This is a genomic window from Paraburkholderia aspalathi (assembly GCF_900116445.1).
GTDB classification, from domain to species: domain Bacteria; phylum Pseudomonadota; class Gammaproteobacteria; order Burkholderiales; family Burkholderiaceae; genus Paraburkholderia; species Paraburkholderia aspalathi.
This window is the reverse complement of the sequence record NZ_FPBH01000008.1, coordinates 243,256-270,120: the sequence shown is the minus strand read 5'-3', so window position 1 is coordinate 270,120 and position 26,865 is coordinate 243,256. Positions and strand designations below refer to the sequence as shown.

General features: G+C 62.5%; 23 protein-coding genes and 1 riboswitch. Of the genes, 11 read left to right on the top strand and 12 right to left on the bottom strand.

Annotated elements, in window-relative coordinates; all coding sequences use genetic code 11:
• Positions 1-79 precede the first annotated feature (79 nt).
• The 3 genes from BM438_RS15630 to BM438_RS15620 form a co-directional block, all read right to left on the bottom strand.
• The gene (locus tag BM438_RS15630; RefSeq protein ID WP_093635124.1) at positions 80-1,252 is read right to left on the bottom strand and encodes an NAD(P)/FAD-dependent oxidoreductase; all 1,173 of its coding nucleotides are present in this window, start codon (positions 1,250-1,252) and stop codon (positions 80-82) included.
• Between the two features lie 156 nt (positions 1,253-1,408).
• On the bottom strand, positions 1,409-2,908 hold the full coding sequence (amaB, locus tag BM438_RS15625; RefSeq protein WP_054040185.1) for an L-piperidine-6-carboxylate dehydrogenase: 1,500 nt from the start codon (positions 2,906-2,908) through the stop codon (positions 1,409-1,411).
• 282 nt (positions 2,909-3,190) lie between these two features.
• Complete coding sequence (locus BM438_RS15620) at positions 3,191-4,033, bottom strand: HTD2 family dehydratase (protein WP_093635123.1); 843 nt, start codon at positions 4,031-4,033, stop codon at positions 3,191-3,193.
• A gap of 227 nt (positions 4,034-4,260) precedes the next feature.
• Here BM438_RS15620 and BM438_RS15615 point away from each other — a divergent pair, with 227 nt between their 5' ends.
• Together BM438_RS15615 and BM438_RS15610 are read left to right on the top strand one after the other, a co-directional pair.
• A complete protein-coding gene (locus tag BM438_RS15615) occupies positions 4,261-5,085 on the top strand; it encodes a 2OG-Fe(II) oxygenase (RefSeq protein WP_093635122.1) in 825 nt (274 codons plus the stop codon).
• Between the two features lie 284 nt (positions 5,086-5,369).
• Positions 5,370-7,286, top strand: a complete 1,917-nt coding sequence (locus tag BM438_RS15610; RefSeq protein WP_093635121.1) for an FUSC family protein — start codon at positions 5,370-5,372, stop codon at positions 7,284-7,286.
• Positions 7,287-7,454: 168 nt separating this feature from the next.
• Here the strand turns inward: BM438_RS15610 and BM438_RS15605 are convergent, their stop codons facing one another.
• The 4 genes from BM438_RS15605 to BM438_RS15590 form a co-directional block, all read right to left on the bottom strand.
• Positions 7,455-8,270: a VOC family protein gene (locus tag BM438_RS15605; protein ID WP_093635120.1), complete on the bottom strand. Its 816-nt coding sequence runs from the start codon at positions 8,268-8,270 to the stop codon at positions 7,455-7,457.
• A 57-nt stretch (positions 8,271-8,327) separates the two neighbouring features.
• Positions 8,328-9,515 (bottom strand): ABC transporter substrate-binding protein, encoded by a 1,188-nt coding sequence (locus BM438_RS15600; protein WP_093635119.1) that lies wholly within the window; start codon positions 9,513-9,515, stop codon positions 8,328-8,330.
• Between the two features lie 380 nt (positions 9,516-9,895).
• A complete protein-coding gene (locus BM438_RS15595) occupies positions 9,896-10,642 on the bottom strand; it encodes a CbtA family protein (RefSeq protein ID WP_093635118.1) in 747 nt (248 codons plus the stop codon).
• Positions 10,643-10,653: 11 nt separating this feature from the next.
• A complete protein-coding gene (locus BM438_RS15590; protein ID WP_054040208.1) occupies positions 10,654-10,875 on the bottom strand; it encodes a CbtB domain-containing protein in 222 nt (73 codons plus the stop codon).
• A 53-nt stretch (positions 10,876-10,928) separates the two neighbouring features.
• A riboswitch (adenosylcobalamin (AdoCbl) riboswitch) is annotated at positions 10,929-11,016 on the bottom strand.
• A gap of 95 nt (positions 11,017-11,111) precedes the next feature.
• Between BM438_RS15590 and BM438_RS15585 the strand changes: the two genes are divergently transcribed.
• Complete coding sequence (locus tag BM438_RS15585; protein WP_093635117.1) at positions 11,112-11,723, top strand: histidine phosphatase family protein; 612 nt, start codon at positions 11,112-11,114, stop codon at positions 11,721-11,723.
• A 37-nt stretch (positions 11,724-11,760) separates the two neighbouring features.
• Here the strand turns inward: BM438_RS15585 and BM438_RS15580 are convergent, their stop codons facing one another.
• The 5 genes from BM438_RS15580 to BM438_RS15560 form a co-directional block, all read right to left on the bottom strand.
• Positions 11,761-12,201, bottom strand: a complete 441-nt coding sequence (locus tag BM438_RS15580; RefSeq protein WP_093635116.1) for a hypothetical protein — start codon at positions 12,199-12,201, stop codon at positions 11,761-11,763.
• 45 nt (positions 12,202-12,246) lie between these two features.
• Positions 12,247-13,257, bottom strand: coding sequence for an alpha/beta fold hydrolase (locus tag BM438_RS15575; RefSeq protein WP_093635115.1), 1,011 nt, complete (start codon positions 13,255-13,257; stop codon positions 12,247-12,249).
• A 43-nt stretch (positions 13,258-13,300) separates the two neighbouring features.
• Positions 13,301-14,659 (bottom strand): MFS transporter, encoded by a 1,359-nt coding sequence (locus BM438_RS15570; RefSeq protein ID WP_093635114.1) that lies wholly within the window; start codon positions 14,657-14,659, stop codon positions 13,301-13,303.
• Positions 14,656-15,732, bottom strand: coding sequence for an alpha/beta hydrolase (locus BM438_RS15565; RefSeq protein WP_093635113.1), 1,077 nt, complete (start codon positions 15,730-15,732; stop codon positions 14,656-14,658). The genes BM438_RS15570 and BM438_RS15565 overlap by 4 nt, the downstream gene beginning before the upstream one ends.
• A 76-nt stretch (positions 15,733-15,808) precedes the next feature.
• A complete protein-coding gene (locus tag BM438_RS15560) occupies positions 15,809-16,864 on the bottom strand; it encodes a porin (RefSeq protein ID WP_093635112.1) in 1,056 nt (351 codons plus the stop codon).
• Between the two features lie 210 nt (positions 16,865-17,074).
• Between BM438_RS15560 and BM438_RS15555 the strand changes: the two genes are divergently transcribed.
• The 8 genes from BM438_RS15555 to BM438_RS15520 all read left to right on the top strand — a co-directional run bounded on the left by BM438_RS15555 (position 17,075) and on the right by BM438_RS15520 (position 26,770).
• Positions 17,075-17,983 (top strand): LysR family transcriptional regulator, encoded by a 909-nt coding sequence (locus BM438_RS15555; RefSeq protein ID WP_093635111.1) that lies wholly within the window; start codon positions 17,075-17,077, stop codon positions 17,981-17,983.
• 121 nt (positions 17,984-18,104) lie between these two features.
• Positions 18,105-19,622 carry an ATPase domain-containing protein gene (locus BM438_RS15550; RefSeq protein WP_093635110.1) on the top strand — a complete coding sequence of 506 codons (1,518 nt, stop codon included), beginning with the start codon at positions 18,105-18,107 and terminating at the stop codon, positions 19,620-19,622.
• A gap of 4 nt (positions 19,623-19,626) precedes the next feature.
• Positions 19,627-21,285: an ATP-binding protein gene (locus tag BM438_RS15545; protein WP_093635109.1), complete on the top strand. Its 1,659-nt coding sequence runs from the start codon at positions 19,627-19,629 to the stop codon at positions 21,283-21,285.
• Between the two features lie 114 nt (positions 21,286-21,399).
• A complete protein-coding gene (locus tag BM438_RS15540) occupies positions 21,400-21,861 on the top strand; it encodes a MarR family winged helix-turn-helix transcriptional regulator (protein WP_093635108.1) in 462 nt (153 codons plus the stop codon).
• Between the two features lie 6 nt (positions 21,862-21,867).
• Positions 21,868-23,970: an FUSC family protein gene (locus BM438_RS15535; protein WP_093635107.1), complete on the top strand. Its 2,103-nt coding sequence runs from the start codon at positions 21,868-21,870 to the stop codon at positions 23,968-23,970.
• 45 nt (positions 23,971-24,015) lie between these two features.
• The gene (locus BM438_RS15530; protein WP_054040146.1) at positions 24,016-24,225 is read left to right on the top strand and encodes a DUF1656 domain-containing protein; all 210 of its coding nucleotides are present in this window, start codon (positions 24,016-24,018) and stop codon (positions 24,223-24,225) included.
• Positions 24,222-25,241, top strand: coding sequence for an efflux RND transporter periplasmic adaptor subunit (locus BM438_RS15525; protein WP_093635106.1), 1,020 nt, complete (start codon positions 24,222-24,224; stop codon positions 25,239-25,241). Before BM438_RS15530 ends, BM438_RS15525 begins: the two co-directional genes overlap by 4 nt.
• Positions 25,238-26,770, top strand: a complete 1,533-nt coding sequence (locus tag BM438_RS15520; RefSeq protein ID WP_093635105.1) for an efflux transporter outer membrane subunit — start codon at positions 25,238-25,240, stop codon at positions 26,768-26,770. The genes BM438_RS15525 and BM438_RS15520 overlap by 4 nt, the downstream gene beginning before the upstream one ends.
• The last annotated feature ends 95 nt before the right edge of the window (positions 26,771-26,865 follow it).

Sequence of the window (26,865 nt, the reverse complement as noted above, 5' to 3'; positions counted from 1 at the left end):
GTGGCCATGGTCCGGGTGGGCGGCAAACGATATCTACGCACTACGTATTGCGTTTTCCGCATCACCTCGAACGCGCGGGCTAAACCACGTTCTTCTCGACGATCGGCCGGTTTTCGAGCACACGCGTGAAACTCAGCGAACCGAGATCGAGCGTCGTATAGCGGCCATGCAGAATCAATTCGCTGATGCCGCGGCCGGTTGCCGGGCCTTGTTGCAAACCATGCCCGCTAAAGCCATTGGCAAAAATGCAGTTATCGACGTCCGGGTGGTAGCCGATGATTGCGTTCTGATCGAGCACGTTGTATTCGTAGTAGCCGGACCAGCAGTTCTGCACGCGCAGCGCCTCGAATTGCGGTACGCGATGCGCGAGCGTCGGCCAGATCACGTCGTCGAATAGTGCGTGATCGACTTCGTCGAGCGGCAAATCGTCGGGATCGTTATCCGCTGACGGCGATGTACCGCAAATGAACGAGTTGCCCTCAGGCCGGAAATACACGCCACTAGGATCGATCAGCAAAGGACAGTGTTCGAGTCGCGCAGGCGACGTGACATTGAAAATACTGCGGCGCCGTGCGAACACCGGAAGATCGATGCCGGCCATCTGTGCAACCTTGCGCGACCAGGCGCCCGCTGCATTCACTACGAAATCGCAGGCGTAGACCTCGCCATCCGCGGTTTGCACTTGCGTCACGTGTTTGCCGTCGCGATGCAGCGCGGTGACGTCGGCGGCAATGTAGCGCGCGCCGAGCGCCTGCGCTTTCTTGCGCAGTGCCTGCACGAGGCCGTAACCGTCGAACCAGCCTTCACCACTTTCGCCGTAGGCGCCGGCAACGAGGTCTTCGGTATTGAGCCAGGGAAAGCGCGCTTGCAATGCGTCTTTGTCGAGCAAACTGATATCGGCGCCAAGCCGCTTTTGCAGCGCGTGATTCTCACGCAGAGTCGCCTCACCGGCGGGCGTAGCGAGAAACAGATAGCCGCCTTCGTGCAGATCGATCGAGGGCTTCGTGCCGTCGATTTCGAGCCGCTCGCCGATCGAGCGCAGAAATTCGATGCCGAATAGCGACATCTGAATGGAAAGCGGTGTAGAAAATTGCTGGCGAATGGATGCAGCCGATAATGCCGACGACGAACGCGCATACGTCGGATCACGTTCGATCACCGTCACGCTGACCGACGGATCATTAAGCTGCAGAAAATACGCAACCGAGCTGCCGAGCACCCCACCGCCGACGATCACGACTTTGGAACTCACGTCTTACTCCACGAGTAGCGTGGCCGCTCTGAAACGGCGGGCGGCGCAAACGAATTGCTGAAAGAAGTTGTGAACAGCGGCGCATGAATGCGCCGCTGCTTTCTGCTGAACGCTCTACTGATCGATTGCTTTATCGCTGTAGTGCTACTGGCGGGATCAGTCGATATTGAAGTCGATGCCCTGCGCGAGCGGCAACGCCGACGAGTAGTTGACCGTGTTGGTCGCGCGGCGCATGTAGGCCTTCCACGCATCCGAACCCGACTCACGACCGCCGCCGGTTTCCTTCTCGCCACCGAACGCGCCGCCGATTTCCGCGCCGCTCGGTCCGATGTTCACATTAGCGATGCCGCAGTCGCTGCCCGAGTCGGACAGGAAACGTTCAGCTTCGCGCAGATCGGTCGTGAACACGCACGACGACAAACCGTGCACCGCTGCATTGTTCGCCTCGACCGCATCCGCGAAATCCGAATAGCGCAGCACGTAGAGAATCGGGGCGAAGGTTTCTTTCAGCACCACCGCCGTTTGCGACGGCATTTCGACGATCGCCGGACGCACGTAGTACCCGCCTTCATGGCCCTTCACCTCGACGCGCTCTCCGCCGAACACCTTGCCGCCTTCGGCCGTAGCCTGCTGCAGCGCTTCCTGCATGCGTGCGTACGATTGCTTGTCGATCAGCGGCCCCATCAACGTGCCCTTTTCGAGCGGGTTGCCGATCGGCACCTTGCTGTACAACTGCTTCAGACGTTCGATGGTCTTGTCGTACACGCTCTCGTGCACGAACAGGCGCCGCAGCGACGTGCAACGCTGCCCCGCCGTACCCACGGCCGAGAACAGGATGCCGCGCATTGCGAGTTCGTGATCTGCCGTTTGCGCGACGATGCCCGCGTTGTTGCCGCCGAGTTCGAGCAGCGAGCGACCGAAGCGCTTCGCCACTTCAACGCCGACCGTGCGGCCCATTTCCGTGCTGCCCGTCGCGCTGACGATCGATGCACGCGGATCGGCCACCAGTTTCGCGCCGACATCGCGGCCACCGTTGATCAGCGCGGTCAGGCCGGCCGGCGCGTCGCCGAATTCCTTCAATGCTTCGCTGAGGATCTGGTTGACGGCAAGCGCGGTCAACGGCGTCTTTTCCGACGGCTTCCAGATCACCGCATTGCCGCACACCAGCGCCAGCGCCGCATTCCACGACCACACTGCGGCCGGGAAGTTGAACGCCGAGATCACGACGCACGTACCCATGGGATGCCAGGTTTCAGCCATACGATGGCCCGGGCGTTCCGAGGCGATTGTCAGACCGTACAACTGGCGCGACAGACCGACCGCGAAGTCGCAGATGTCGATCATTTCCTGCACTTCGCCCAAGCCTTCCTGCAGGATCTTGCCGGTTTCGAGCGTGATGATGCTGCCAAGTGCGTGCTTCTTTTCACGCAGACGATTGCCGAGCAGGCGCACCAGTTCGCCGCGGCGCGGCGCCGGAACGTTGCGCCAGGCGGTGTACGCCTCTTTCGCATTGGCGAGGGCCGCGTCGACTTCCGCCACCGTGTTGCTGGCCACACGGCCAATGAGTTCGCCGGTAATCGGCGAATGAACCGCGATGTCGCCGGCTTGCGCCGCGTGGGCGATGCCGAGGTCGGCGAGGATGGTGGAAGCGTCCATGAGAATCCCTTTAATTTCCGATGCGAAACAAGAGTAAGTTCGGAAACTATACACGCGGGATTTTGTGGCGGCAAGGGTATTTGCCCCAGAGCGGTGTGCCCGGGCATGCGAGCGGGCTTGCTGGGGTTGATTGACGGGCGCGGGGGCCAGCCTGTACGGGCTGGTTCGCGGGTGATTGGCGGCAGGTTAGCGGCGCTTCGGCAGATGCGGTTCGTTTCTTATTGGAAATATTCTTGTCGCGCCCCAGCAGTCCCCGTTCGCTTTGGCTTTGATCCCGGTTGCCTACTCAAGCGCGGCCGTACCGCGCATCGTCAGATAACCTTCATGGTCTTTGGCCCACAGATCAACGGTCCTACCGTCGGCGGAAAGTTTGCCGCATACCGTGAAAGCCTGACCAGAAAAGGTAGGCCGCAGCGCCTTGTACGCGAAGCTTTGCACCACCGCGTCCGGTTGTTCACGGCGTACCAGATCGACCAGCAGCGTCGCAATCAGCGGACCATGCACGATCAGCCCGGGATAGCCCTCCACCTCGGTCACATACGGGTAGTCGTAGTGAATGCGGTGACTATTGAAGGTCAGCGCGGAGTAACGGAACAGCATCACGGCGTCCGCATCGATCGCACGGCTCCACGTTTCGCCCTCGGGGGCGAGTGCCGCTTGCGGTGGTCGGGCGCCCTCTTGCGGCGCATCGCGATAGACAATGTCGTGCTCTTCTTCGAGCTTCAGTTCACCGCCAACTTCAATCGTGTGCTGCACCGTCACGAACACGAGACGGCCCGAGCGGCCGGTCTTGTCTTCGATATTGGCGATGGTCGACGTGCGTCTCGCATGCTCGCCGATTTTGAGCGGCGCATGGAACGTCAGCCGGCCACCGGCCCACATGCGGCGCGGCAACGGCACCGGCGGCAGAAAGTCGCCGCGCTTCGGATGACCATCCGGACCGGCATCCGACAGCGGCGCGACCGGCAGGAAGTACAGCCAGTGCCAGAGTGGTGGCACCGTATCGCCGCTTTCTTCCCGGTCCAGGGTGGCGGCCATTGCCGTCAGCGGAAAGGCGGTGATGTCGTCCTCAATCACGACCTCTTTGTCGAGCCAGCTATCGAGGTTCTCTGGGGCGGCGGACATAGGCAAAGTCTCCGAACACGCTGTTTGGTGGGCCAGATAAGGTTTTACTACGAACTTCGCATCAGGTTTCGCGAGGATTGCATTTTCGATACCTCCGAAGCTGCGGGGCAAGGTTCGAGCGCCGCCATAACGATACGGGAATTGGAGAGCAAGAGTCGGAGTGCATAGCCGTGAGCGTGTGCTTACACTCGGTCATCGTTTGATGAATCGACTTACGGAGAATGCTCATGAATACGGTCGCGAAGGCTCTTCACTCGCAGTCGCACTCGCCGGAGTTGGAACTGGAGCTGGGGTTCGAGCCCAAGCGGAAACACACGGCAGCACTGAAGGCGGACAAGGTCACCAGCCCGCTCACGCAGCGCGTCGACGCGATCGACTGGTTCGATGTCGAAGAAGAACTGAACGGATATGGCTGTGCGATGCTGCGCAATCTGCTCAGTGCGCAGGAATGCGATGCGCTGAGCGCAAACTATCCGCGCGACGATCTGTACCGAAGCCGCGTCGTGATGGCACGGCATGGTTTCGGTCGTGGTGAGTACAAGTACTTTGCGTATCCGCTGCCGCCGTTGGTCGCCGACTTGCGCGCCGAGCTCTATCCGCGCCTCGCGCCGGTCGCGAATCGCTGGAACGAGGCGATGAATATCGATGTCCGCTATCCGGCCGCCCACGGCGAATTTATCGAGCGCTGTCACGCCGCCGGCCAGCTGCGTCCAACGCCCCTGATTCTTCAATACGCCAAGGACGACTTCAACTGCCTGCATCAGGATCTATACGGCGAGCACGTGTTCCCGCTTCAGGTCGCGATTCTGCTCTCGGAGCCAGGCCAGGATTTCACGGGCGGTGAGTTCGTCATGACGGAGCAGCGTCCGCGGATGCAGACACGCACGGAAGTCGTGCCGCTCGGCAAGGGCGACGCGGTGGTGTTTGCGGTCCATCACCGGCCGGTGCAGGGCACACGCGGCGTGTATCGGGTGAATCTGCGGCACGGCGTGAGCCGCCTGCGCTCGGGCCACCGGCACACGCTCGGGGTGATTTTCCACGACGCGACCTGATTACGCTCCAGCACTGCTGCGCCGCCGCAAAAAATTCGACAACCGCATTTTTGACCCGGTATCATCCGGGAAAACCCGAACCCGCCGGATGCGCTGCGCCACCCTTTGCAGCGCGTCCGGCATGCCTGTTCGAGTGTTATCGCCCGTCGTCGGACGGGGTTTCCAGCCGGTGATCCCGGCACGGCAGCCCTATTCGACGATACGAAGGTGGCGGGCTCGCACGCCCGCCCTGTCGCAATCGGCCAAAAGCCGGTGGCGGCCATTTAGCCTGGATATCATCGATCATGATTGCTGCCGCGTTTTCACGCGTTGCCGACCGCCTGCTGGTTGCGGACCCGGGACTCGTGCGTCTCCATACCGCGCTGCGCGTTGCGCTTGCCTGCCTGCTCACCGGCATTGCCAGCATCGCGTGGACCGTCTTTCATCACCAGCCGATTACCCTCGCCGCGCCCGGCATCCTCTTTGCGATGGTGGCGCCGCTGTTCGTGCGCGATGCGCGGCGGCCTGCGTGGTTCGGCACACTGTTCAGTCTTTATCTCTGCGCCTGCGCGTGCTTTGCCGCAGCGAGCGTGCTGAGCCGTTATCCGCTCGCTGGGGATGCGGGCTTCCTGGTCGTGATGTTCGTTGGCATGCTGGTCCAGGCCTGCGGTCCGCGTGCGCTGGGTTGCGCGATGCTGGGCGTGGTGTGCTTCTATCTTGGGCTGTATCTGCATCCTTCTGCCCTGCATCTTGTGCAGTCGCTCTTGCTGTCCGCGTTCGGTCCGCTGATGGTCACGCTCGTCGGCCGCGTGATCGTGCCGATGCATGCGGCTGCCAGCTTCCGGCTTGCCATTCATACGGTGACGTTGCGCGCCTCGCGTGTACTCGCCGCGCCAAACGCGGCGAATCTGTCAGCACTGAACGAAGCCGCGCTCTCGCTTGAAGAACAACTGACGTTGCTGAATCCGCCCGATGCCGAGACGATTCGCGAGCGAATCGTCGAAGTGGAAGTGGCGGCGGGACAGCATGCGTTTGCTTCAGCGCCGGCGCACGGCGGCGCTCATGCACGCGCCGACATGCTGCATCACGCGGTTGTGCGGCTCAAGGAAATTGCGCATCAAGGCCATGTGCGCGGCGCTTCGCCTTCACCGGCTGGCGCTACGAGTGCTCGGTCCGCCGCGTCATGGCTTGCCGATTTGCGCGCCAAACTCTGCTGGCTGCCCGCCACGCGCGCCACGACCGCTGCCTTTCTCGCGATGCTGATCGGCCACTCGCTGTCTCCCGAGCGCTGGTTCTGGGCGGTCATCACGACGTTTGTGGTGTTTCTCGGCACGCGATCACGCGCTGACACGATCTACCGCGGCGCACAGCGCCTCGCCGGAACGCTGGCGGGCGCGTTAGTCAGCGTGTTGCTCGTCGCGCCGCTGCACGACTCGTCCGTGTTGCTCGTGGCCACGATGATCCTGTGCGTATTCGGATGGGCTTACTACATCCTGAGTGCGTATGCGCCGGGGGTGTTTTTCATTACCGTGCTCGTCGGGCTCGTTTACGGCGAGTTGGGCTTCGCAATGGGACCGCTGGTCGAGTTGCGGATCGAAGAAGTGCTGGTCGGTTGCCTCGTGTCGTTTGCGGTCGCGATTTTGATGATGCCGCTTGCGGCGACCCGGCACGTCGAGACGAGGCTTGGAGCAGTGCTTGGCGCACTGCGCGAAGTAGTGAGACTAGCTGGCTCGACCGCTCAAGCGTCCGAGACGGCGTCGGTCATGCGCAAGCTCGATCGTACCTGGCATGATCTACGGATCGCGTTGAAACCACTGCAGACACAGCGAGTGGTGGTGTGGAATCCCGGCGTTGAACTTGCCACCGGTTCGCTGCTGTGTTGCTTGCATTGGGCTCGAGTGCTGAGTGATCCTTCGCGGCGGGTCACGTCGTCGGAAGATGTGTCGCTCCATGCGGCGAATATCAGCGCTGCGCATGTGGAATCGATCGTTGCGCGGCTGGACTCGTTGATCGCCAGGTACAACGGTGGCGTAGCAGTGACTACACGTGACGAGTTGGAAGGACCCGTGCCGATGACTGCTGCCGTTGATGTCGATCCGGCAAAGGCACCAGCGCTCGCTCAACTCGATGGCGCCGTCGCCCAGTTGTTTGATCGGTTGACACAGCCGGCCACCAGAACGCGGAGCGTGTTCAATTGGGCGCTTAGGAATGGGAGCGCCTAAGCGGCGATGGTATTCGGATTTTGTTTGCCCACGGTATTCAGAGCCAGCAGCTGTTGTGAACTTGTCCACAGAAAATGTTCGCAAGCCTGTGGATAACAACCCCACAACAGCGCCAACTGCTTGATCCACTTAACTTACCAAGCGCTGCGCGCCGAAAAGCAATTCCCCTCACCCCGCAGTGATCTCGAACCACGCGCCATGCGTGCGATCACGGTCGAGCACCTGCGGCTGTGCTTGACCATCAGCGCGCAAAGCAACACCAAACACCCCTTCCCCACGCGTGGCCAATTGCCGGCGCAACGCCGCGCCCTCGGCGGTAACGCTCGCGGCATCGACGTGCACGGGGCTCAGCAACACAACGGACGTATCACCAATCGACACCGTCGCCGACACCGCCCCCAGCCCCGCCAAAGCCACCGTCCGCGTCTCCCCTTCACCGATACCGAGCAACGCCCGATACCGCTGCAAACTCGCCGTCAGATCATTCACAGCGACCGTCAAACTCGCCACCCCTCGCACGCCGTTCTTATGTTCACGCACCGCGCCCTCAGCGACACGCAGATGACGCGGCGTGATATCCCCGCACAGGAACGGCAAGTCGCTGGTTTGCGGCCGGCCGGTCTGCCACTCGAGCCGCGCGCCATCCGGACGCACACGCCCACCTGCCTGCGGACCGTCGTATAGCAGACCTCGTCCATGAGCGGCATCGATTACTGCGCCCACGCTCGACGGCAGCAACGCGTAATCAACAAATCCATCACCGTGACGCTGCCCCACATCCCACCAGCGACGCTGCGGCGCCGCTTGCAAGAAAGCGATCAGCTCGATGTAACTGCCGTCGGCGAAACCGATCAGCGCGTTATGCGTCACGCCATCGGCATGGGTGCCGCCTTGCTGCACGGTGAAACCGAGCGCAGTGAAGTTTTCAATGGTCTGCGTCAGATCGTGGACGCGAATCACAATGTGGTCGAGTAAAAGGCTCATGGCGCAAAAGTCGTGAATGTTGTGAATGTTCGGAGAGCAAGACCGCTAGCGGAACGCCTACTTCTGCGCAACCGTCGCCTTACTCTCAAGCAACGTCCACTTATCGTTCTTCACCACCACGTTGATGTTTTTCACGCCGATCACACGACGCGTCGCCGGATCAAAATTGGCCTTGCCGAACACGACGCTCGGAATGTCGTGCAGCTTCGGCAGCGCGTCGCGCACGGCCTTGCGGTCAGGACCGCCGGCGCGCAGCGCATAGGCGGCGATGATGACGGCGTCATACGCATACGCGTTGAACGCGTCCGGCTCGCGGTGGTATTTCGCCTCGAAGCGTTTAACGAAGCTTTGCACTTCAGGCCCGGATTCACCGGGGAAGAAGCTGGTGTTCGTCGCCACGCCATTGACGGCCTCACCGCCGAGTTCGAGGAATTTCGGCGAATACACGGAACTGGCCGCAGCAATCGGCAGGTTGATGCCGCTCGTTCTCGCCTGGCGGGCGATCTGCGCGCCGTCGGAGTAGTACGAGATCAGCACGATGCCATCCGGATTCGCAGCGCTCACGCGCACCAGCGTCGCGCGGAAATCCTTCTCGGCCGACTGATAGCCTTCGGCCGCAACGACTTGCGCGCCGCGTTCATTGGCGGCTTTGACGAAGACGTCCTTGCTGGTGCGTCCCCAATCGGTGTTCAGATAGAGCACGGCGATGCGCTTGAGGCCGAGCGTTTTCACGGCGAGGTCGGCAAGCAACGGCTGCGCGTCGGCCTGGCTGACCGACGGGCTCCAGATGTAGTCGCCGCCTTTGGTGAAGTCAGGATGCGAGTTGGTGAAACCGAGTTGCACGAGGCCCGCATGCTGATAAATCGGCGACGCCGCCATCGAAGCGGGACTCGAGAAGTCGCCGAGTTCGATCAGGATGCGCGGGTCGTTGACGAATTTCTGCGCGATCGTGATGGATTGGCGTGGGTCGCTCTGGCTGTCTTCGAAGACGTAGTTCAGCGGACGCCCGTTGATGCCGTTGTGGCTGTTGATCTCATCCAAGGCAAGATCGAAACCAGCTTTCCATTGCGCGCCGTACTGCGCGTTCTGGCCGGTCAGCGGGCCGCTGACGCCTATCAGGATCGGATCGCCCGAAGGTGGCGCGGCGATGGCCGTTGTTGTTGTCGTTAGTGCCGATGCGGCCAGCAGCAGAAGTGCCGTGATGCGAGTGGCCCACGATGGGCGCAGGCTTGATGTGTTCGACATGGCTCCAGACTCGGTTTGCTTGAGATTGGAGTGAGTGTCGGATTTGCCCCGGCTTCGGGCAACCAAGCGATTTGCATAACGTTATGCGGCCATGGCACTTGTCCACAGAAAATGTTCATAGGGTTGTTGATAACAACGGGGCATCGTACCTAAGTGCTTGACGCAGATCGGTTTGTTGCTTGCGGTGCGGGGGGGCGCAGCGATGATCGCCGACACGGTTGGCGCGGAGCGGCGCATTGCAGATGGGGTGGCTTATCCACAGAAAACGTTCACAAGCCTGTGGATAACATTCCGGCAAACGCGCCAAGTACTTGATGTATTTGGCTTCTCTCGCGCTGCACGTCGGCGTGACCGCGGCTCGCACGGTCACGCCGTTCACATCAAAGGTAAGCAGACTTCGCGGCGCTGCGGCTCGCGGGAGCCAGCAATTTGCTTCGCTCAACGAGCGCGCCGAACAGCAGCCCAACGGTCGTCCACATAATCACCTGCATGCCGATGGCCGCGACGCGGAATTTCCACAACAGCACCGCCGGAAAAGCCGCCGGCACTTCGTTGATCGTCGGCATCGACAGTTGCACGCCCGCAATGATCGCAACGAACACGACGCCCGCCACGATCGAACCATTCCATGCGCCCAGCTTCAGTGCCGCGCGGCGTCGAACCTTCAGCGAAAACACCATTGCCGCCAGCGAGATCGCAATCATCAGGAAGAACAAGCCGGTCCGCATCCCGATCGTCTCGGGGTCGCCCACCGAAGGGGGATTCGCCGGGTACTTGATGTTCGGGACAATCACCAGTGTGATAAACGCGCCAAGCGCGAGCCATGCGGACAACGCGCGTGCACTCAGCGTGCCGACGCGACCGTACGCATAGGCGAACACCAGTGAGAACAGGCCGCCGAACGCGGCACCGTACGTCACCACGCCCGTCAACAATCCCAGCCCAGCTTGGGTGCCGCGACTCACCAGTTCGGGTTCGGGCGCTTCGCCTTTGGCGGCGTCGGCCTTTTCCTCGAAGGAAATCGCCTGATCGACCTGCGGTTCGCCCACCAGTCTCGCGAAGCCGAACGTGAGCAATCCCGCGGCGATGCCTGCAAGCATCCCGCGTACCAACAATTTACCGACCATGTTCGACTCCGTTAGTGGCAGGGAAAGCCGAGCAGATGGCGGCCGTCGTGCACGAATTCGTGCACATACATGCCAGGCACCAGCGACGTGGCGCCCTGCTCCGCACCAACGAAATACAGCGCAAGCAACAACAGCAAGCCGCCGAACACGACCCAAGGCAGCAGTTCACGCAGCGGAATCGGCGTGGGTTGGGCGACGGGCTGTGTCGTGGAATCGAAAACAGCGTTGGACATAATGGACATCTCCTGGGGGTAACGCGCCCCGATAGTCGATTGAAGAGGGATGGTGCGAAGCTCAGGTCTGGCTTTCGGCTCATGAATGCCGATTACAGTGGCGCGACCGCGCCGGGCTCTCACCGGCTTCCGTGCTTCGCAGTGACGCTATTCTACGCGCTAAACTTTGCCTCCCGGCAATGCAAAGCATGTACGCGGCGTCCCGCTCTAGTCCGGTCTTTATGGAAATCAATTGAATGGACATACGGCTGTTACTGATCAGCCACGCATCGACCGCGGCGATGCGCGCGGGCCGCTTCCCTGCCGACGACCCGCTCGACGCACGCGGCCTCGCCGAAGCCGCCGCCGCACGAGCGCGTCTGTCGATTCCGGATGACGCGGCGGTTTTCGTCAGTCCTGCCGTTTGTGCGCGCGATACGGCGTCGGCCTTGGGGCTCGGCGCCGCGGCATCGGTCGACGAGCGGCTGGCAGATATGGACTACGGCCGGTGGCACGGCCGCCGCCTTGCCGATCTCGCGGTCGAAGCACCACACGACCTCGCCGCATGGACACACGATCCCGACGCGGCCGCGCACGGCGGCGAGTCGTTCAGTCAACTCGTGAAGCGGGTGGGACAGTGGCTCGATGCGCTAAACGGTGCGTTGAGCGATGCGTTGAGCGAGGACGTCATACCGGGCAACACCCACAACGTGGTCGCCGTCACGCACGCTCCAGTGATCCGGGCCGCCATCGTTCATGTGCTCGGCGCGTCGCCGGGCGTGTTTCCGCACATCGAAATCGCGCCGCTCTCGATGGTCGAGTTGCGACGCTCGCGACGCGGCTGGACATGGTGGCCAGCATCACAATAACGGCTACGCTCGGATAGTCCGAAACGCACGTGCCCGCTCACTTGCCCGATACAACCAGCCTCAACTTGCTCGAATCAGCCCGCGTCAACGTAATATCGGTCCGTTTGGCGCGCGTGCCAAGATAAAAATGCTGACGTCCCGGTGAATTCTGATCATGCGTCGCGTCCGGCAGGCACGAGGCGATGTCCGCCGCGACACCCTGCAGCGCGTCCGCGCTCGAACCGGCGTCGTGATGCGGCGTCCACGTGCATTGATAACTCCCGCGGCTCGCCGAACACTGGGCGTCATCGCCGTAGGGTTGCGCGACGCCCTTGCCGTCATCCGGTGTCAGCGAAGCCAGGCCGTCCGGCGCCGCCGCGACGATCCGTTTGAGCGATGCACACGGGCTAGGCGCATCGTCAGCATTCGCGCTGCACGGCAGCAAGGCGCCAAGTGATACAGCGGCGATCGCGGCCGCGAGAATTCGGGTCTTGTTCATGTCGGCACAGTCCTTTGAAAGCTGGCCTTATCGCAGTAGCACGGTTCATGCCTTGCCGAACAACGCCGCCAGCCCCTGCGCCGATGCAAAAATCCCCTTCGCGTCGTGCCCGACGCCGTCGATCACAAACGTACGATGCTTCAGCGCCCGTTCCGGATGCCGCGACGCCATATAGCGCGCGTAAGCCAATCCGCGCCCCAACCGATGCTCGCCCTGCGTCTGCGCAGCGCATGAACGGTCGAGTGCCGGATGCTGCGGATCGCAATCCGCGCCGCCGAGCAGCACGGTGACGTCACGACGCGCATAGCGTGATTCGAGCGCATCAGCGGAGCTCGAATCACCGTCGCTCGAAGCATAGGCCGGCAAATCTTCGAGCCCATACTTCCAGCGATTGAACGACGGACATGCCGTCGCATCGAACGCCACGAATTCACCTGATGCTGTCGGCCGCATCGCGTCGAAGTACACGTATGACGAAGGATTCGCGACCACATAGCGCAGCGCAATTCCGCGCGCGACGAGCGGCGCCTCACCGCGCGTCACCACGGCGTAGCGCTGCACCACCTGGCCACCGCCCGAATGCCCGGCGATCACCACCTCCGTCAGCGACGCAAACTGCTCGCGCGACGCCAGCGTCTCCAGAATGGCGTCGAGCACATCGAACGAACTGAGCGGCGCCGGACCTTCGGCGTTGTCGCCGCCCATCCAGCCAGTCCAGTCCCAATGGAGCGTGGACGGTGGCAACGCATGCGCACTAAGGTCCGCACTCGCGAGGAACTGCGGCACGATCAGCAGCGTATCGGCCGCATCGCCACCAGCCAGTGCGCACGCGCGCTCCGCCAGATTGAAGTACGTGTCCGCATTTCGCAGGCGTCCGTGAATCAGAATCACGGCACGCTTGACGTCATGCGTCGGCGCAAGCCAGTCGCCGTTCGCGAACACCGGCACGGTGCCGCTACCCGCAAGCGTCGCGACACTCAGATGCCGGCTGGCGACGACCGCAACCGGACGTTCATTTGGCGCGCGTTCGTCATCGGTAATCAAAGGCTGGGTCATGCAATAAGCTCGTGAGTCATCTAATCAGTCTGGCTAGTGGCGGTTAACGCGTGACGAACTTCGCTGTTGCACCGCCCGGCTCACGTCCCGAGCGCGTGAAATACACCATCGCGAGCGACACGAAACCGGCAAAAATCAGGTAGAACGCCGGCGTCAAACTGCTGCCGGTCAGATGCGTCAAGGCGGTGATGGTGAGCGGCGCCATGCCGCCGAACAGCGTCACCGCAATGTTGTACGACAGCGCCACGCCCGCCGAACGGCTGCGCACCGGAAACAGCGTCGCGAGCATGCCGGGGTGCGAACCGGACATGGCGGCAAGGAACACCGTTGCGACCATCTGCGCGATGAACAGATGCCCCGGCGTGGGATTCGTCACGACGAAGTGATACAGCGGATACACGCACACCATCCACGTGATCACAATCGGATAGAACAGCCGGTACGCGCCGTAACGATCGGCAAGCTTGCCGGACAGCGGAAACAGGAACAGATTCAGCACGCCCGACACGAACGCGCCGAGCAGCGCGGTGGACAGCGGCAGATGCAATTGCCGCTCGACATACACCGACAGATACGAGTGCCACACATAATTGGTCGCCGCGCCGATGATGATCACGCCCATCGCACAGATCGCCGCGTCGCCGTTATCGCGGAAGAACTGGCGCACCGTCACGCGCAGCGGCTTGTCCTTTTGATCGAGCAAGCGCTCGAACTCCGGCGATTCCGCCACCCGATGCCGGATGTAGAAACCGAACGGCCCCGCCAACGCGCCGAACAGAAACGGCAGGCGCCAGCCCCACGCCACCAGTTGCTCATGCGTGAGCTGCGTGGTCAGCAGATAACCGACGCCTGACGAAAGCAGCAACGCGAACGCCTGCGCCGACATATTGAAGCTGCCGTAGAACATCTTCTTGTGCGGCGGCGCGTACTCGACCAGCATCGCCGAGGCCGTCGCGAACTGCCCGCCCACCGAGAGCCCTTGCAACAGCCGCGCGAGCACCACGAGCAACGGCGCCGCGATGCCGATGCTGGCATAGCCCGGCGTGAGGCCCATCAACAGCGTGCTCGCCGCCATCGAAATGATCAGCAGCGAAAGTGCTTTGCGCCGCCCCGCCCGGTCCGCATAGATACCGAACAGAATGCCGCCGATCGGCCTCACGATAAAGCCCACGGCGAACGTGGCGAGCGTCAGCATGATCGACACGAAACCGCTGCCGCCAGGAAAGAACACCTGCGCGATGATCTTTGCGAAGTAGCCGTAGATCAGAAAATCGAACCACTCGAGCCCGTTGCCGAGCACTGAGGCAAAGATCGCGCGCCGCACCATCGAGGGGCTCAGTCCGTTCGATGCCTCCAAAGCGGACGCCGCATCGTCACGCCGATTCAAACTCGCCTCGCTCATTGCTCGCATCCTTTGGTGTCGAACATCGCCGACAACGCGCAGACCGACGTCAACATGCGCGCGCCGTTGTGACCCACACCCGGCACGATATGAAAACTCTGCTTCAACCCTTCCGGATGACGCGACTGGATGTACCGGTAATACGCCTCCGCGCGCGCGACACGCTGCGGACCTTGCGCTTCGGCGGCACAGCTTCTATCGAGCGCGCTTTGCTGCGGATCATCGTCCGCGCCGCCGACCAGGTAGTCAATGCGGCGCGACGCATACGTCGCTTCGAGTTGCGCAGGCGAGCGGTCATCCAGGTACGGCGGCCGATTGTCCATGCCGTATTTCCATTGATTGAAATCGGCGCATTGTGCGGCATCGAACGGCGCCGCTACACCTTGCGCATTCGGCCGTTGTGCATCGAAATACGCATACGTCGACGGGCTCGCCACCACGTAGCGCACGTCGATGCCTTCATCCGTCAGCACGCCGATGTTATGCGCCGCCACCGCGTAGCGCTGCACGACCTGGCCACCACCTGAGTGCCCCGCGAACACGACGTGCCGCAGATTCGGAAACAGCTTGCGATCCGCGAGACGCGTGACGATCGCGTCGAGCACTGCATACGAACTGATGGGCTGCGGCGCCCGCGCCGCTTCGCCGCCCATCCACGCGTCGCCGGTCCAGCGCAACAGATTGGCCGGTTCGTTATGCACACGCGTGTCGAGCGTGGCGAGGAACTGTGGCGCGATCAGGAGCGTGCTATCGGGATCCGCATGAGCAGCATCGCGTGCATTCTGCGCGGTGCGAAAATACACGTCCGCGTTGCGCAGTTTGCCGTGAATCACAATCACCGCACGTGTCACCTGCGGCTGCGCGACGGTCCAATCCTTCGACAGGTACAGCGGAAATTCAGCTTGCCCTTGCGGCGTGTCGATCACAAACCGTGTATCCGAGATCGTCGCCACCGGTTTCAGATGCGACTCGTAGGCATGCACCGCGAATGCCGGTTGCGCGAGCAACGCCAGCATGGCGGCACCGGCTGCCGCGCACCCCATCGCCAGACGTCGTGAAAGATTGAATGTCATGCAGCTTGCTCCTGATCACCGTGCACTGTCTTGAACGCGGCGCATCGTCAAATCTGTCGTTGAAAAGCTCAAAAACTCAGAACCGGTGGCGGATACCGAGCGTCACACCCGTCTGGTTCGGACCGAAAGCGGTGTCGCTCGTCAAGCCGACCGGCGTGTACTGGTCGTTGGCATAGCGCGTGGAAGCAGCATAGGCAACGGTTGCGTACACATCGGTTCGCTTCGACAGAATATAGTCCGCACCGAGCACGCCCATCAACGAGTTCGATACGTTGTCCGCCTTGTTGCTCTGGTAATACGCGGCGGCCGTCAAACGGAACGTCGGCGCGATCAGATAGCGCACGCCGCCGAACCACAACGCCGACGACACCGTCTTGCCTTTGGTCGGGTTGAACAGATAGTGCTCGTAGCCGCCCATGACGGTTACGTCGCCGATCTGCTCGCGCGCCGACGCGCTCCAGTTGCGCGACTTGGTCCACATGCCGGTCGAATTGATGGCGCCGTTGCGGTAGTCGTAAGCCACCGCTGCGGCAAAGCTGCCGCTGTCGTAATCGAGCGCGCCGCCGTATGCCGCGCTGCTTTGAAACGAATCCGCCGTGCCGCCGAAGCTGTAATCCGCCGTCGCCGTCAAGCCGCCGAAGCGGCCCACATACTTGACCGAGTTGTTCACGCGCGCCTTGAACGAGAAGCCGTCCGCGGAGCCGGTGGTCGGCATCCACGTGTATTGCTGGCCGAACACCATCGGGTCGTACTTGATGAGCGTGTCGTACATCGCCGTGTACTGCAAACCCGCCGACAACGCACCGAAGGCTTCATTCGACACCCCGACCGCCGCGGTCCGGTTGAATAGCACGCCGGCAGTTGCATTGGTGCCGTCGTTGCCGTTGAAACCTGCTTCGAGAATGAAAAACGCTTTATTGCCGCCGCCGAGGTCCTCGGTCCCACGAAAACCGAAGCGCGAGTTGCTCAGTCCACCGGAGTTCTCGCGGACCAGCGAGCCACCACTGGCCCCTGCATGGTTGAGGAATTCGATATTCGTATCGATCACCCCGTACAGCGTGACCGATGCCTGAGCATGCGCACTCGCGCAACTCACCACGGCCAATGCGGCCACCGCACATTGCTTTTTCACTATCGTCTCCTGTGGATTTTGTTTTATGTCGCGGGGCGCTCGAGCCTGCTTGCCGTACTTGTCGTACGCAGCGCAGGCCTCGATCGACGCGATGGACGAGATCGTAGGATTGAGCGTGGTAAATGTAAAATACCTGTTTTATGCACCATCCATATCTATACGATATGGCAATGAATCGAACGCAAAGCAAGACCCAGGAGACAGAACACGATGGAGCTTCGACATTTGCGCTACTTCCTGGCGGTTGCTGAGGAAGGCCAATTCACGCGTGCGGCCGAACGGCTGGCCATGCAACAGCCGCCGCTCTCGCAGCAGATTCGAACGCTGGAGGAAGAGATCGGCTTCGAGCTGTTTGTGCGCATGCCGCGCGGCGTAACTTTGACGCCTGCGGGGCAAGCCTTTGCGGAAGACGCGCAACGCTTGCTGCAGGAGCTGCAACAGTCGGTGGACAGGGCGAACCGGATTGCGCGCGGCGAGCTCGGCACGATCTCGATCGGCCTCACCAGTTCGGCGGCGTTCCATCCCTTCACCACCGAGACGATCCGGGCCTTTCGCGCGGTGTGCCCCGAGGTTGCCGTGGAACTTGCCGAACTCAATGCGGCGGAAATTATCGAGCGTTTGGCCGCGGGGCAAATTCAGGCCGCGTTTCTCCGCAAGCCGGTCGATGTACGCGAGGGCGTGGCGTTCGAGTTATTGCTCGACGAACCGATGGTGGTGGTATTGCCCGTTGGACATCCGTTGCTGAAAGGTGCGGGTAAAAAGCGGCCGCAGGTGTCGTTAAAGGCATTGGCGCACGAGGACTTCATTCTGGTCCGCCGGCCGGGGGCGCCGGGCATGTATGCGGATATCCTGGCAGCATGCAGGCAAGCCGGGTTTGTCCCGCGGATTGCGCGCGAGGTGCCGCGCATGGTGTCGGGAATCAATCTGGTCGCGGCAGGGTTGGGAGTGACGCTGGTGCCGGCGTCGATGCAACGGTACGACCAGGTGGGCACCGTCTATTGCACATTGACGAATCCCGCGAAGTTGAGTGCTCCGCTGCATCTTGCTTACCCTGCGGGACTGCGCAATAGCGCGGCGACCCGCTTTATCGAACTGGTCAAGGAGCGCGTTCACGGCTGAGCGTTCCGGGTGCTTGCGACACAACCGCGAAGGCCGGCGCAACGCACCCATAGGCATACAAATTGCATTCCGTCCGTACCGGCTGAAAAAACAAAGCCACTACCGACGCGATCGCTACGCTATGCCCAACCTACCTGCCGCCGCCTCAACGGCCCGCCTTTCCTCGGGGATCGAGGGAATCGACAACATCCTCGGAGGCGGCCTCACCCCCCACCGCATGTACCTTGTCGAAGGCGCGCCCGGCACCGGCAAAACTACCCTTGCGTTGCAATTCTTACTCAAGGGCATTGAGCAGGGCCAGGCGGGGCTGTACATCACACTGTCCGAGACGCGCGCCGAGTTGATCTCGGTCGCGGACAGCCACGGCTGGAACCTCAGCCAGTTCACGATTCTCGAGCTGCTGTCCGACGAAGGCCTCGACCCGCAATACGAGCAGACCGTGCTGCACCCGGCCGAAGTCGAGCTCGGCGAGACCGTGCGCAACGTCATCGAACAGGTCGACGAACTCAAACCCGTGCGCATCGTGCTCGACAGTCTCTCCGAATTGCGTCTCCTGTCGCAGAACCCGTTGCGCTATCGCCGGCAGATTCTCGCGCTCAAGCGCTATTTCGCCACCCGCGAATGTACGGTGCTGTTGCTCGACGACAATTCGTCGGACCCCGGCGACGTCCAGTTGCACAGCATCGCGCACGGCGTGATCAGCCTCGACAACCTCGTGCACGACTACGGCGGCAACCGGCGGCGCATGCGCATCGCCAAGATGCGCGGCATGAAGTTCCGCGAGGGCTATCACGACTTCACGCTCGACACCGGCGGCATCCACGTGTATCCGCGCCTCGTCGCAGCCGAGCATCACACGCCGTTCGACACCAATGTGCTCAGCACCGGCACGTCCGGCCTCGACGCGCTGCTCGGCGGCGGCCTGATCCCCGGCACTAACGCGCTGATGATCGGACCGTCTGGCGTCGGCAAAACCACGACCGTCGTGTCGTGCCTGATTGCGGCGCTCGAACGTGGCGAGCGCTGCGTCTACTACGTGTTCGACGAAACCCTCACCACGTTGATGATCCGTTGCGCGACGCTCGGCATGTACCTGGCGCCGCACGTCGAGAGCGGCTTGCTGACCTTGCGCCAGATCGATCCGGCAGAAATCTCGCCCGGCGAATTCGCGAGCGACGTGCGCAACTCGGTTGAGAACAAAGGCGCTAAATACGTCGCCATCGACAGTCTGAATGCCTACCTCCAGGCCATGCCCGGCGAGCGCTATCTCCTTCTGCAGATGCATGAATTGCTCGGCTATCTGAACCAGCAAGGCGTTATCACGATGCTGGTGCTCGGCCAGCACGGCATCATCGGCGAGGTGCAGAACGATCTCGACATCAGCTATTTGAGCGACGTCGTGGTGCTGTTCCGCTACTTCGAACACCATGGCGAAGTGCTGACGGCCGTCACCGCCGTGAAGAGCCGCGCCAACGCGCACGAGCGCTCGATCCGCCAGTTCCGGCTCGGCCGAAACGGCGTGGAGGTCGGCGAAGCATTGCGCGACTTCGAAGGTGTGCTCTCCGGCCTGCCCTCCTACCGCGGCGGTACAGCCCTGCTCGGCGAGCAGGATCGGCTCATCGACACGTCGCGGCGGTAACGCCATGGAGCAACGCGTCCTTATCCTGGCGCCGTTCGGCCGCGACGCCGATGTGATTGCCGAAGTCCTGCAGAAGGACGCCCGACTATCCGTTGCTTGCCGCGATGCCGATGCACTCACCGAAGCGCTGGATGCCGGCGCGGGCAGTGCGTTGATCGCCGAAGAAGCCCTCGCGGACGGCCATGCATCGCGCCTGTTCGGTTGGCTCGAACAGCAACCGGCGTGGTCCGACTTTCCCTTCATTCTGCTCGCCGCCAATCGCGTCGGGCGCCGTTCGGCGCGCAGCCTCGAAGTGCTCGAGCGGCTCGGCAACGTGGTGGTGCTCGAGCGTCCGCTGAACTCGGAAACGTTGCGGCGCGCGGTAGGCTCGTCGCTAAGGGCACGCTCGCGGCAGTACGAATCGCGCCGCCATCTGGCCGAACTGATCGAGGCGCAAGAAGCCCTGGTGCACCTCAACGATTCGCTGGAGAGCCGCATTGCCGGACGCACGCAGGAGCTTGCGTCCGCCAACAACCGGCTGATGATGGAGATTCACGAGCGCGCCAAAGTGCAGGCCGTACTGGTGCAATCGCAGAAGATGGAAGCGCTCGGGCAACTCACCGGCGGCATCGCGCACGACTTCAACAATCTGCTGAACGTCATCATGGTCAACTCGGAGTTGATCGCGCGGATCGGCAGCGACGATCGCATTCGCGCCATGGCCGCCACGGTCAAACGCGCAACCGAGCGTGGCGCGAAACTCACGGGCCAGCTACTGACCTTCTCCCGCAACAGCAACCTCGATCTGAAAGCGGTGGACGTGGTCGCCTTGCTGCAAGGCATGCGCGACATCATCACCGTGTCGCTCGGGTCGGGCATCCGCTACACCAATGAATTCGATGGCGAAGAGATGTGGACCCAGGCCGACGCCAATCAGCTCGAACTGGCCATCCTCAATCTGGCGATCAATGCGCGCGACGCAATGCCGAACGGTGGTCAGTTGGCCATTCACGTGAAAGAGCGTGAAGCCCCCGATGAAACGCTCGGCGACGGCCACTATGTCGTGCTCGAAGTCGTCGACACCGGCTCAGGCGTCCCACCCGATGTGGTCTCGCGCGTGTTCGATCCATTCTTCACGACCAAGCCGATCGGCAAAGGCACGGGTCTCGGCCTGAGCCAGGTCTACGGCATCGCGCGGCAAGCCGGCGGCACTGCGCGCCTCTTCAGCGAAGAGGGCGCGGGCACCACAGTGGAGATCTGGCTGCCCTTGCGCGAGCGCGTGGCGTCGCAGATCGCGGTGGTCTCCGACGTCGAACAGAACGCAGTGGGCGTGAAACGCGTACTGGTTGTCGAAGACGACGGCGAGGTGCGGGCGATGCTGGTCGAGTGTTTAAGAATGCTCGGCTACACCGTGACCGAAGCCGCGGACGGCCAGGCCGGGCTGAACCGTTTGCAGGACGACAAGCCCGACTTGCTCGTGGTCGACTTCGCGATGCCGGGCATGAACGGCATCGACGTCATCGCCGCGGCGCGCAAGATGCGCGAGGACTTGCCGGTGATCCTCGCGACCGGTTACGCGGACGTAGATATTTCGGGTCTCGCCGTCAAGCGCTGCACGATCTTGCGCAAACCATTCCAGCTCGACGATCTGGCGCGTACCGTCCGGCTCGGCCTCGCGGCCTGAGAAGAAGACGCAATTGTTTGCCACATTACGACTTCAGACTTCCGCGGAGTACATTCCCACAAAAATCCAATTCAATAGTTTGCTAACGAATTTTTAGGAAATATAATAGCGGCCATGTCGAATCTCGATATCTTGCGCCGCACCGTTAGCAGCACCCTGGTCGTCGCTGCCCGAAAATGGCGGCGCACGAGCCATGACGTGCTCGCGGCCTTTAACGTCTCGGAAGCGTGCGCCACGCCGCTCCTGACCGCCAGCCGGCTCGGTGAAGCGGTGCGGCAGGTCACGCTGGCCGATCACATCGGTATTGAAGGGCCCTCGCTCGTGCGGCTGCTCGATCAACTGTGCGCGGCCGGCCTGATGCGCCGCGACGAAGATCCTGAAGACCGGCGCGCCAAGACCGTGGCACTCACCGATGAGGGCCGCGCCGTCACCGCAAAAATGGAAGAAGAGCTGAATACGCTGCGGGCGCAAGCTTTGAAAGGTATCTCGCGTAGCGATCTCGAAGCGACCTTACGGGTGCTGGCTGCTTTCACGGCCGACGCTCCGGCGTCCCCCAATCCCCGGGACGCCGAGTAACGGGTTATGGTCTATCCCTCCATCCGCGACTGGCTCTTCTCCGTCAAGACGTTTGCCGCGGCGATGATCGCGCTTTACATCGGCCTCGCGCTCGAATTGCCGCGACCGTACTGGGCGATGGCCACCGTCTACATTGTGTCGAATCCGTTTGTCGGCGCGACCCGCTCCAAGGCGCTTTATCGTGCGCTCGGCACCATGCTGGGCGCGTCGGCCGCGGTGCTGCTGGTGCCGCCGTTCGTCGAATCGCCGTATCTGTTCAGCGTGATCGTCGCGTTGTGGACCGGCACGCTGCTGTATCTGGCGGTGGCCGATCGCACTGCGCGCAGCTACGTCTTCATGCTGGCGGCCTACACCATGCCGATCATTGCGTTGCCTTCGGTGACCAATCCAGGCGGCGTGTTCGATCTGGCTATCAGCCGTACCGAGGAGATCCTGCTCGGCATCGTGTGCGCGAGCATTGTCGGCAGTTCGCTGTTTCCCAGCCGGCTCGCCCCCACCATCATCGAACGAACCGACGCGTGGTTTCGCGACGCCGCGTTCTATGCGACCGAAACGCTGTCCGGCCGCATTGCGGGCTCGGCGATCTCGGGGGCTCGCCAGCGCATTGCGAGCACGATCAACGGGCTGGAATTGCTACTGAGCCAGTTGGCCTACGACCATACCCGGCCGGACATCCTGACACGCACTCACGAGTTGCGCGGGCGCATGCAGTTGCTGCTGCCGATGATGTCGGCGCTGGCCGATCCGCTGATCGCGCTCTACAACAGCGGTCGCCAGACATGGCCAGAAGGCCTCGAAGCCTTGCTCAACGACGTCATCAAGTGGTTCAATGCGCCGCTTCCCGCGGTCAGCGGGGGCTATCATCCCGACGAGGCAGCCAACGCGTTGCGCGAACGCATCGCCGCGATGCAGCCGCCGCCGGCCGCGCTGGCGACCTGGGACAACGCGCTGCTTTCGAACGCGTTGTGGCGCCTGAAACAGGTGATCGATATCTGGCAGGACTGCCGCTCGCTGCGCATCATCATCACGCGCGAAGAAGGCTCGTGGCGGCCACGCTTTCGTCACTGGCGGCTGGGCGGCACCGAGCGATTCTTCGATCGCGGCATCATGCTGTTTTCGACGGTTTCAGCGGGCGCCGCGGTCGTCATCGCGTGCAGTCTGTGGATCAGTTCAGGCTGGGCGGACGGCGCTAATGCGGCGACGCTGGCAGCAGTCGCCTGCTGCTTCTTCGCCGCGTTCGACGAACCCGCCCCCATGGTGTTCAAGTTCTTCGTCGCCACGGCGATCGCCGTGGTGGCCGCCGGTATCTATCTGTTCGCCGTGCTGCCTCACGTACACGATTTCCCGATGCTGGTCATCCTGTTCGCCGGGCCGTTCATCCTTGTCGGCACGTTGATCCCGCGTCCGCAGTTCAACATGGTGACGGTGCTCGTGGCCGTCAATACCGCCACCTTCATTAGCATTCAGGATGCCTATTCGGCCGACTTCCTGATCTTCCTGAACAGCAATCTCGCGGGCCTTGCCGGCTTGCTGTATGCGTATCTGTGGACCCGCGCGACGCGGCCGTTCGGCGCCGAACTCGCGGCCTCCCGGCTGTTGCGCTCGAGCTGGGCCGACGTGGCGCTGACTGCGTCCGCCCGGACGATCGAAGACCCGCGCAATCTCGCTGCACGCATGCTCGACCGCCTGATGCAGCTGATCCCGCGTCTCGCCGCCACGGACGACCATCGCCATCCGTCGATCGAAAGCTTCCGCGATCTGCGCATTGCTTTCAACGCGCTCGATCTGCGCCGTCTGACCGGGAAGCTCGGCGGCGAAGCGCCGGCTGCGATCGATCAGGTCCTCGAAGACGTGCGCGACTACTTCCAATGGTGCATCGACCAGCGCAAGCGCCAACCGGTGCCCGAGAGCCTGATGTCGTCGATTGATTCAGCCGTGGCGCGCGTCACCGCACAAGGCCTCGCCAATGCCGATGCGCCGGGCCCGACCGCGCAAACCTCGGCGCGCAGATTGCGCGAGGCGCTGCACGCGCTGGTCGGCTTGCGTCTTTCGCTGTTTCCGGCCACGCTAATCACACCCACGCCGCCCGAACCGGAGGCCGCCGCCTGATGCGCCCGTCCCGCAATCCCACTCTCTCCTTCGCCCGTTCCCGCGATGATCGGTGAAATCGATATCTTCGGCGTGTTCGTACCGGCCGTGCTGGTGCTGATGTTGATCGCCTATCTGATCAACCTGGCCATTCGCACGGTGTTCGAACGCGTCGGCTTTTACCGCTTCGTCTGGCATCGCTCCATCTTCGATCTCGGCATCTATGTGCTGGTGCTGGGCCTTGTCGTCGTCGTTTCGCACAGACTAATAACGTGAAAAAAACCTGGTTCTCCGTCGGTCAAATTCTGCTGACCCTGATCGTCGTCGTGGTTGCAGCCTTCGTGCTGTGGAAGCTAGTCGCCTATTACATGTTCGCGCCGTGGACTCGCGACGGTCATGTACGCGCCGACGTGATCCAGGTTGCGCCGGATATCTCGGGGCTGATCTCATCGGTCGAGGTGGTGGACAACCAGCAGGTCAAACAAGGCCAGGTGCTGTTCGTGATCGATCAGGCTCGCTACGCGCTCGCACTGCGCCAGGCGCAGGCCACCGCGCAGCAACGCCGCGCTACCCTCGATCAGGCGCGCCGCGAAGACGTGCGTAATCGCCAGCTCGGCAACCTGGTTGCGGCGGAAGTCGCTGAAGAAAGCCGCTCGCGTGTCGAAACGGCGGAAGCCGCGCTCGCCGATGCAAACGTCGCGATCGATACCGCCAAGCTGAATTTGCAACGCACTACGATCGTGAGTCCAGTCGATGGTTATTTGAACGACCGCGCGCCACGTACCGGCGAATTCGTCTCGGCGGGCCGTGCCGTGCTGGCGGTGGTGGATATGCATTCGTTCCGCGTCGACGGTTACTTTGAAGAGACCAAGCTGCGCGGCATCGACATCGGCCAGCGTGTCGATATCCAGGTGATGGGCGAGCCGAACGTGCTGCGCGGCCACGTGCAAAGCATCGTCGCGGGGATCGAAGACCGCGATCGCACGCAAGGCTCGAATCTGCTGCCCAACGTGAACCCGGCATTTAGCTGGGTGCGGCTCGCGCAACGGATTCCGGTGCGCGTTGCGCTCGACGAGGTGCCTGCCGACTTCCGCATGATCGCCGGACGCACCGCGACGGTGTCGGTGCGCGATCTGTCGCCGACCGGCAAGCAGCGTCCGGCTGCGGGCGCTTCGGGTACGGTGGATGCATCGGCGGCTTCGGCCTCGGCTACGTCTGCTGTTCCGGCTGGCTCCGCTGCTTCTGCTGTGCAACCGGCGTCTGCTGCTGTCATGTCGGGCGCGTCGCAATGAAGCTGTCGCGCGCCCTTCCCTTATTGCCGCTGCTGCCACTCTTGCCGTTGAGCGTCGCGCTCAACGGCTGCGTGAATGTCGGCCCCGATTACGCACTGCCGAAGCAGGCGCTGGTCAACGCGCCGCTCGCCAACGCGCCGATCGAAGGCGCCGATGCCAAACTGACCACGCGACAGAACGTGCCGGTGATCTGGTGGAAGCTCTACGACGATCCGGTGCTGAACAAGCTGGTCGACGAGGCGCTGCAGTCGAATACCGACTTGCGCGTCGCGGCGGCGAACCTCGCGCGTTCGCGTGAAGCGCTGGGTGTCGCGCAGGCTCAAGGCGGCTTCTCCGGCAAGAGTTCGGTGCTGCTCGAACGCGCGCAGGAATCGGCCGAGCAGTACCTGCTTACCGAGAAGCTGCCGGTCGTCAATGAAGGCGATATCGGTATCAGCATCTCCTACGAAATCGATCTGTTCGGCAAGCTGCGGCGTGGTGTCGAAGCGGCGGCGGCGGATACGGAATCCGTGCAGGCGGCCGCCGATCTCGCGCGAATTACGGTGGTCGCGGATGTGGTGCGCTCGTACGTCGACCAATGCTCGGCCGCCGAGGAACTCAGGATCGCGCAGCAATCGTTGGCCTTGCAGAAGGAGCGTGTGGACGTATCGCGCCGATTGCGCGACGCGGGTCGCGGCAATCAGCCCGATGTGACGCGCGGGCAAACCCAGGTCGATACGTTGGCGGCGGATATTCCGCGCTATACGGCGCGCCGCCAGATTGCGCAATACCGGCTCGCAGCGCTGCTCGCACGCGCGCCGTCCGATTTGCCGCCAGCCGTGCTGGCCTGCAGCACGTTGCCGCAGATCCGCCAGCCGATCCCGGTCGGCGACGGCGCCGCGCTGCTCAAGCGTCGCCCGGACGTGCGCGAGGCCGAGCGTCAACTGGCAGCATCGACGGCGCGCATCGGCGTCGCGACGGGTGCGTTGTATCCGACGGTGAGCATCGGTGCGTCGGCGGGTTTGACGGGGGTTCTGGAGGACCTCGGCACCTCGCCGACGGCACGCTGGGCCTTCGGTCCGCTGATCAGCTGGACCTTCCCCACGAATGGGGCACGGGGTCGTGTGCGTGAAGCTCAAGCGTCAAGCAATGTTGCGTTGGCAAAGTTCGACGGCGTGGTGCTGACCGCATTGCGCGAAACCGAAACCAGCCTCGCGACCTACGCGTCCGACTATGCCCGCGCCGACGCCTTGCGTGCCGCGTTGAAGTCGGCCACTGCGTCGGCGGATGAAACACATCGCCTGTATCGCGCCGGGCGCGAGTCGTTTATTTCGGATCTGGATGCCACCCGCACGCTGACTTCGACGAAATCTCAGGTGGCGGCTGCGGAGGGGCAGGTGGCGATTGATCAGGTCAATCTGTTCCTCGCGCTGGGTGGTGGGTGGGAGACTGACGCGCAGGCGGTGCCTGGGGCTGCGGGTTCTAACGCTGGGACTCCTGCTGCCCCGGCTAAGGTCGCGGTGCCGACGCCGATCACCAAAGCGCCTTGACCCTCCCATCTCGCCTCATCCGGGTAAATCGCTATTATTGACAAGCTTTCTTTTACCTTTCAATTCAGGTTAAATACGAGCCTCAACACCACACG